7 protein-coding genes and 1 rRNA gene are annotated in these 7187 nt (G+C 71.7%); 1 reads left to right on the top strand and 7 read right to left on the bottom strand.

The genetic code is table 11. The annotated features are described in order from the left end of the window. Window positions 1-57, top strand: a 16S ribosomal RNA gene (locus tag IEY69_RS18110); the annotation flags it as partial. Between the two features lie 161 nt (window positions 58-218). On the opposite strand, the gene IEY69_RS18105 is transcribed toward IEY69_RS18110, so the two are convergent. The 7 genes from IEY69_RS18105 to IEY69_RS18075 all read right to left on the bottom strand — a co-directional run bounded on the left by IEY69_RS18105 (window position 219) and on the right by IEY69_RS18075 (window position 6988). After that, on the bottom strand, window positions 219-734 hold the full coding sequence (locus IEY69_RS18105) for a CarD family transcriptional regulator (protein WP_189074545.1): 516 nt from the start codon (window positions 732-734) through the stop codon (window positions 219-221). A gap of 225 nt (window positions 735-959) precedes the next feature. Further along, window positions 960-1709, bottom strand: coding sequence for an ABC transporter permease (locus tag IEY69_RS18100; protein WP_189074544.1), 750 nt, complete (start codon window positions 1707-1709; stop codon window positions 960-962). Next, window positions 1706-2638: an ABC transporter ATP-binding protein gene (locus IEY69_RS18095; RefSeq protein ID WP_189074543.1), complete on the bottom strand. Its 933-nt coding sequence runs from the start codon at window positions 2636-2638 to the stop codon at window positions 1706-1708. Before IEY69_RS18095 ends, IEY69_RS18100 begins: the two co-directional genes overlap by 4 nt. Beyond that, window positions 2635-3819, bottom strand: coding sequence for an ABC transporter permease (locus IEY69_RS18090; protein WP_229784097.1), 1185 nt, complete (start codon window positions 3817-3819; stop codon window positions 2635-2637). Before IEY69_RS18090 ends, IEY69_RS18095 begins: the two co-directional genes overlap by 4 nt. A 25-nt stretch (window positions 3820-3844) precedes the next feature. After that, a complete protein-coding gene (locus IEY69_RS18085) occupies window positions 3845-4771 on the bottom strand; it encodes a glycine betaine ABC transporter substrate-binding protein (RefSeq protein WP_189074542.1) in 927 nt (308 codons plus the stop codon). A gap of 105 nt (window positions 4772-4876) precedes the next feature. Continuing rightward, window positions 4877-5170 (bottom strand): Lrp/AsnC family transcriptional regulator, encoded by a 294-nt coding sequence (locus tag IEY69_RS18080; protein ID WP_046843758.1) that lies wholly within the window; start codon window positions 5168-5170, stop codon window positions 4877-4879. Between the two features lie 105 nt (window positions 5171-5275). Further along, window positions 5276-6988, bottom strand: coding sequence for an E3 binding domain-containing protein (locus IEY69_RS18075; protein ID WP_189074541.1), 1713 nt, complete (start codon window positions 6986-6988; stop codon window positions 5276-5278). Between the last annotated feature and the right edge of the window lie 199 nt (window positions 6989-7187).

Genomic DNA, 7187 nt, shown 5'->3' with positions numbered 1-7187 from the left:
GGGGTGAAGTCGTAACAAGGTAACTGTACCGGAAGGTGCGGTTGGATCACCTCCTTTCTACAGGTTCCTCATCTCTTCCCACATCAGCCCCCCTGGGGTTGACTGCAACTCTGCTCTCCTCGTCCCCGACGCCTCCAGCGTCGGGGACGCGCTTTTGTCGACACCTGCTGCGCCGCAGCGAAAAGAGCCGGACAAGGTCCGACTCCACCCTTGTCGCTTCAGTCGGCAGCGACGGCCTGCGGCGTCTCGTTCCAGGCATGCACCAGCAGCTGCTGCACGTCATGTGCACCGTCATCTTGCAGGCCGCTGACCTCCTGCTCCAGCAGCTTGATCGCGCGGCGGAACGCCTGACGGTCCAGGTCGGGAAGGCCCCGCTCGACGTTCCAACGGCGTAACTCGCAGGTCAGGATCGCCAGTTCGAAGGGGTTGCCGCTGACGAGGATCTCGGTCACGCGGCGGTGACGGGCCGCCCACTGGCGGGGCAGGTTCAGGCGGCTGGTCTTCAGGGAGTCCAGCAGGGCCGGCATGTCGTGCGCGGTCAGGGCGGCGCGCATCCCGGCGATGTCGGGCGACGCGACGGGCACGAACGCGCGGCTTGAGGTGTTCGGGAAGTCCACCTGATAGTAGGCGTGATCTTCCCCGGCGACGGGGCGCAGGCAGATGCTGCTCACCACCCCGATTCCATAGGGCGGAAGGACGACGCGGTCACCGGGTTCAAAGGCGGTCTGCTTCAAGGTGTCACCTCGTGAGGCGGGTTGGGCTGACGCTGAACTCGACCCACGGGCGGCGTGGGGCCGACGGCCTTCCGCTCCCAGAACACACCAACAAAACGGCCCAGCACAGGGGCTGGGCCGTCATTCAGTCTGGAGAAGGGCAGGCAGATGCCAAAGGGAGCGTGCAGTCCGGTTCAGGAAACGCTGCCGAGGCTGCATGCCGGGCATTCTAGCGGAATGCAGCCGTCATGACATCTGTCCCGCCCGTCCCTCGACCAGGTTCAACCAGGCATCCAATGTCAGCGCCAGGAGGGCAGAAAGCAGCGCTCCGCACAGGACGAGCGACGTGTTCTGCTGAGATAGACCGTTAATGATTGGTTCACCCAACCCACCTGCGCCTAATGCCGCGCCCACTGTGGCAGTGCCCACGTTGTACACGACGCTGGTCCGCAGGCCCGCCAGGATCACGGGCCGGGCCAGCGGCAGTTCCACCCGCCACAGGCGCTGCCAGGCGGTCATGCCCATGCCGCGCGCGGCGTCCAGCACGCCCCGGTCCACGCCGCTCAGACCCAGGATGGCATTGCTGACGACCGGCACCAGTCCGTACACGATCAGGCCCAGCAGCGTCGGCGCCCAGCCGAAGCCCAGCGCGGGCACCGCCAGCGCCAGGATCGCGAAGGTCGGGACCGTCTGCCCCAGGCCCACCAGCGTCTCCGCGAGCTGGCGGGGGGCGTCCCAGCCGGGGCGGGTCACAGCGACCGCCAGCGGCAATCCCAGCGCCAGGACCACCACACCGGACAGCGCGACCAGTCCCAGATGAGTCAGGGTCAGTCGCCACAGCGGCGGATCGAAGGCCCCCACCTCGCCCAGGTTCAACGGGTTGATCAGGGCCGGGAGGACGCCCGGCAGCAGGCACAGCAGCAGCAGGGCAGGCCACAGCAGCGCCCCCCACGTCAGACGCGCCTGGCGCCTGCGGGCGGGCAGGGTCGCGGTCACGCGTGGCCCTCGCCGCGCAGGTCCTGCCACGCGACGTACCCCAACAGCTCCTCGCCGCGCAGGACCTCCAGCGTGTCGTGACCCTCGCGCAGCATGACGCTCAGGGCGCTGCGGGCATTCAGGTCCCCCTGCACGCGCGGCGCACCCGGCGAGGGGAGACCCGCGCGGACGAACGCCGACACGGGCCGCCCGGCCAGCTGACGCAACGTGGCGTCCTCACCCAGGAAGTCCCGCACGAACTCGCTCGCGGGGCGGTGAATCAGGTCGTCGGGGGTGCCGAACTGCTCTAGGCGGCCCGCGCGCATCAGCGCCACCCGGTCGCCCAGGCGCAGGGCCTCGTCGATGTCGTGCGTGACCATCACCACCGTCTTGCCCAATCGCCGCTGGATGTCGCGGAACGCGTCCTGCAGGCGGTCGCGGGCCAGCGGGTCCAGCGCCCCGAAGGGCTCGTCCATCAGCAGCACGGGCGGGTCGGCGGCCAGCGCGCGCGCCACGCCCACCCGCTGCGCCTGCCCGCCCGACAGCTCGGCGGGGCGTTTCTCGCGGTACACGGCGGGGTCCAGACCCACGAGGTCCAGCAGTTCGTCCACGCGCTGCGCGGTCGCGCGGCGGTCGCGGCCCAGCAGGTCCGGGACGGTCGACACGTTCTGCGCGACGCTCAGGTGCGGAAACAGCCCGATCTGCTGGATGACGTACCCGATGCCGCGCCGCAGCGCCTCCGGCTTCAGCGTGCGGGTATCCTGGCCGCCCAGCAGAATGCGGCCCCCGCTCGGTTCGATCAGGCGGTTGATCATCCGCAGCGTGGTCGTCTTCCCGCAGCCCGACGGACCCAGCAGCGCCGTCAGCTGCCCCTCCGGGAACGTGAGATTAAGGTCCTGCACGGCGATACTGTCCCCGTAGCGTTTCTCCAGGTGTTCCACTTGAATCATGCGGCCCTCCCCAGGCGGCGGCCCAGCCAGCCCTCCAGCGCCCGCAGCGCGCCGTCCACGAGAATGGCCAGCAGCGCCGCCGGAACGGCCCCCAGCAGGATCAGGTCCGACGCGGCACTCTGCAGGCCCTTGAAAATGTAGGTGCCGAGCCCCCCCGCGCCGATCAGCGCGGCGACCGCCGCCACGCCCACCAGCAGCACCGCCGCCTGCCGCACCCCGCCCAGCCACACCGGCAGCGCCAGCGGCACCTGCACCCGCCAGAAGCGCTGCGAGGCCGTCATGCCCATCCCGCGCGCCGCGTCGACCACCCCGGCGGGCACGCCCCGCAGGGCCACCACGCCGTTGCGCAGCACCGGCAGCAGCGCGTACAGCGTCATGGCCGTCAGCGCCGGGGCCACGCCGATCCCGCTGACCCCGGCCTCGCGCAGGGCGGGCACGGCGTTCGCCAGCGCCGACAGCGGCGCGATCAGCAGGCCCAGCAGGGCGAGGCTGGGCAGCGTCTGCACGGCGTTCGCCACGCCCAGCACCGCGTCCGCCACCCGCGCGCGACCCGCCGCCCACACCGCCAGCGGCACCCCGATCAGTACCGACAGGCCCAGCGCACTGCCCACCAGCCGTAAGTGCTGCGCCAGCTCCTGCACCCAGCGCGGCCCCTCGTTCCGGCCCTCGACAAGCACCGACCAGCCCGCCAGATGCCCGCCCAGCAGCAGCGTCAGCGCGGGCGGCAGCCACAGCCACGCGACCCAGCGGCGTTCCGGGAGGGCCAGCCCGGCCGCGTAGGCCGCGCCGCCCGCCCCCAGCAGGTACAGCCACACGCCGCTGGCCGCACTCGCCCGTGCGAACTCCGCCTGACCGGCCAGCGCCGCCGCCGTGCGGGTCCCCAGCAGCCACACGCCCAGCAGCAGCGCCAGCGTGGCGGGCAGCCACACCAGCCCACGCCGCCAATGCCCGACGATAGCGGGGAGCAGCGCCAGCGCGGCCGTCAGCGCCACCCACTCGGGCGGCAGCCGCAGGTACTCGCCGGGCGCCAGCCGGTTCGGGCGCAGCAGCACCCACGGTAGCCACGCCCCCGCCAGCATCGGCAGGGCCGCGAGCCACAGCACCAGCCGCACGTCCCGGCGCGCAGCAGCAGGGGCAGGAGCCTGCGCCCCTGCCCCCACCCCGGTCCGCGCCGTGCTCACCGTCTGGTCCAGCGCGGCCCGCGCATTACTTGAGGAGCCCCTTGCCCTTCAGGTACTCGCGCGCCACGTCCTGCGCCGTGCGGCCCTCCAGTGCCACCTTCGCGTTCAGGCCCTGCAGGGTGCCCTGGGTCAGCGTGGCGAACACGCGGTTCAGCAGCCCCGTGACCTGCGGGTTGGCCTTCAGGGTGTCCGTGCGGATGATCGGGGCCGGCTGGTACACCGCCTGCGCGCCCTTCGGGTCCTTCAGCGCCACCATCTTCAGTGCCGCCAGCGTGCCGTCCGTGCCGTACGCCATCGCGGCGTTCACGCCGTTCGTGCCGTTCGCGGCCGCCTGCTGCGTCTGGGGCGGCGTCGCCCCGGCCAGCACCAGCTTCTGATCGGCCCTGAGCTTGAAGCCGTACGCGGCCTCGAAGGCGGGCATGGTGTCCGGGCGGTTGAAGAACTCCGGGCTGCCCGCCATCTTCAGCTTCCCGCCTCCGTTGACGTACTTCGCGAGGTCCGCGACACTGCTCAGCTTGGCGCTCTGCGCCAGCGCCTGCGGCACCGCGATCACCCAGGTGTTGTTCACGTTCGCGGGCTTGAGCCACGTCACGCCGTTCTTGCTGTCCAGCTGCCGCGCCAGCCCGTAGATCGTGCCGGGGTTCCCGGCCTGCTTCGCGCTGATGTTCGCCTTCGGGAACAGGTACACGGCGTTGCCGGTGTATTCGGGGTACACGTCGATCTCCCCGGCCAGGATCGCCTTGCGGTTCACGCCGGTATCCCCCAGGTTCGTCTTGTCGGTCACGTCCAGCCCGGCATTCCGGAGGGTCAGGACGATCATCTGCCCGAGGATCTGCGCCTCGGGGTCGAGTTTGCTGCCCACCACGATCGACTTCGCGGCGGCAGAGCCCAGCGCGGCGCTGGTCAGGAGGGTCGCGCCCAGCAGGGCCGCGCGCTTCAGTTGGTTTCGCATGCGTGCAACGTACCCGCCCGCCCCCCGGGCTCAGGTGGGACAGGTCACAAAACCCCACGCATCAACCAGCGCGTGAAGGTTTCTTAAACGACGCTCATCCGCCGTTCAACGCTGCTGCGACTCGTCCAGGCCCACCCCGAACCCCTGATCCAGCAGGGAATCGTTGTACGTCCGGAACGCCAGCATCGTCTGCGTGCGCGTGATGCCCTCGACCTTGCGTAGGTGCCCGGTCACCACGTCGTCTAGATCCTCGTAGCGCGTCAGTTTCAGGATCGCCACGATGTCCCATTCGCCCGTCACCGAGTACACCTCGCGGACACTCGGGACGCCCGCCAGCGCCTCGGCCGTCTCCTGCACGCGCTGCCGCTCGGCCTGCACCATCACGATCGCTGTCACCATGCCCGCCATTGTGCGCCGCGCGCCCACGGCGACACAACACGGTCAGCAGCACGACAGAAGGCCGCGCCTCCTCCCTGGGGGGGAGAGGCGCGGCCGACAGAGGGGTTACAGCACCAGCAGGATCGGCTGCTCCAGCGTCCCGGCCACCTGTGCCAGGAACTGCGCCGCGCGCGCCGCGTCCACGTCGCCGTTCAGCGTCAGCGCCGCGCGGCCATCCTGCACGCGACCCACGCTGAGCGTCGTCGTGTGCGGGAAGTGCAGGTCATCCAGGTCCATCGATCCGGCGTCCACGACCAGCAGGTCCGGCGTGCCGGTAAACGCACCGGCGTCCAGCGCGTCGCGCAGGCTGCCGCTGCCGACCGCCTGGGCGCCACCGTCGGCGTGCACCGCCACGCTGCCCAGCCCCAGGCTGTCCGCGTGACGCGCGGCGGCGCGGGCCACCAGCAGCGCCAGCGGCAGGTCCCGCGACAGCGCCGCCGTCACCTGACCACGCAGGTCGTGCAGGGCCGCCACGTTCGCGTCACGGCGCAGGTACGCGCCGAACCACACGGCGTTCCCGGCGGGTGCGGCTGGCATCGGCGCGGGCGCGTCGACTGGCTGCTCCGGCTCGGCCATGACCGGCTCCGGCTCGACTTCGGGCGCAGGACGCTCCGCGTCGACCGGCATGTCCGTGTGTTGTTCCGGTTCAGCCAGGACCGGCTCGGCCTCGGCGGCGACCGGTTCGGGCTCCAGCACTTCGGGTTGCGCCGATTCGGGCTCTGCGACCTCCGGCTGCGCGGTGTCGGTTTCCGGCTGCATGGTGTCGGGGGCCGTCGGCTCGGGCATCGGCTCGGCCTCGGGTTCCGCCGTGGCGGCGGCCGGTTCCGGCTCGGCCGGCTGGGACCACGCGGCGTCGCCGGCCTGACGGCCATCACTCCAGGCGGGCGCCTGCGGTTCGGCCTGGGCCGCGGCGGGTTCAGCCACCTCGGCCGGCGCGGCGGGCGTCACGTCCTGCACGGGCTCGGCGACCGGGGTGGGCGGGGTGGCTTCGGCCGCAACCGCCTGACTGGGCGCCGCCGGGCTGGGGGCCGGTTCGGCCGGCTTCTGGTACAGGCGCGACAGCAGGCTGCCCAGCCCGGAGGCCAGACCACCCGTAGCGGGCGTCGCAGGGGCGGGCGGGGTCGGGGTCGGCTCGGCTGGCGCAGCCACCGGTTCGGGCGCGGCGGCGACCGGCTCGGGGTCACGTTCACTGACGGGCGCGGCCGGGGTGTCCGTGGGGGAAGCGGCGGGCGTGCCCCAGTTCCAGCTGGCGGCCGGCGCGGGGGTCGGTGCGGGCTCGGGCGTGACCGGCAACTCGACCGGCGGAGCCACCGGCTCCGGCGCGGCTGCGGCCGGCATGGTGAAGCTCGGCGCGACCGGGGCTGGTTCGTGCATGGGCTCCGGTGCGGGGGCCGGTGTGGGCTCCTGCTCGGGCTCGTCTTCCAGCTCGAACTCCATGTCGTCGTCGAGGCTCTCGGCCGGCGGGGTGGGCACGGCGGCGCGAGTCTGTTCCACGAAGGCCGTCAGGTCGGTGTCCACGCCGGCGCGGCTGAGCATGTCGGCGCTCATGCCGGCGCGGCCCAGCATGTCGGCCGTGGGGACTTCCTCGCCGTTCCAGTCGGGCGGCGGCAGGTCCACCGGCGTGCTGGGCGGATCCTCCTCGCCACTCATGACGCGCGACAGGTAGTTCAGAATGTCCTGTTCGACAATCTGGCCCCCTGCACCCGACCCCTGCAGCTTCTGCCAGTCAATCCCGTTCGCTTCTGCCAGAATCTTGGCGAGCGGAGCAATCCGATCCATTCATGTCCCCCTTTGTGCGCCACATTGTAAGCGACATCCTGATGGTGTGACGCGGTGTTCCTCCCACGGCCGCCGCCGGCAGTGGGCATGCGAGTGCTGCGCGCATGTGGGCATGATGCAAGCCTGCCCCGCCGCGTCTGACAGCGTTCTTTCAGCCGGGGTCACCCGCCCCGCGCGCCGGGTGCTACCCTGCGGGGCG

This window comes from Deinococcus sedimenti (genome assembly GCF_014648135.1).
GTDB lineage: Bacteria > Deinococcota > Deinococci > Deinococcales > Deinococcaceae > Deinococcus > Deinococcus sedimenti.
Note: the sequence above shows the minus strand (reverse complement) of the source record. Positions and strands in the feature narration are given on the sequence as shown.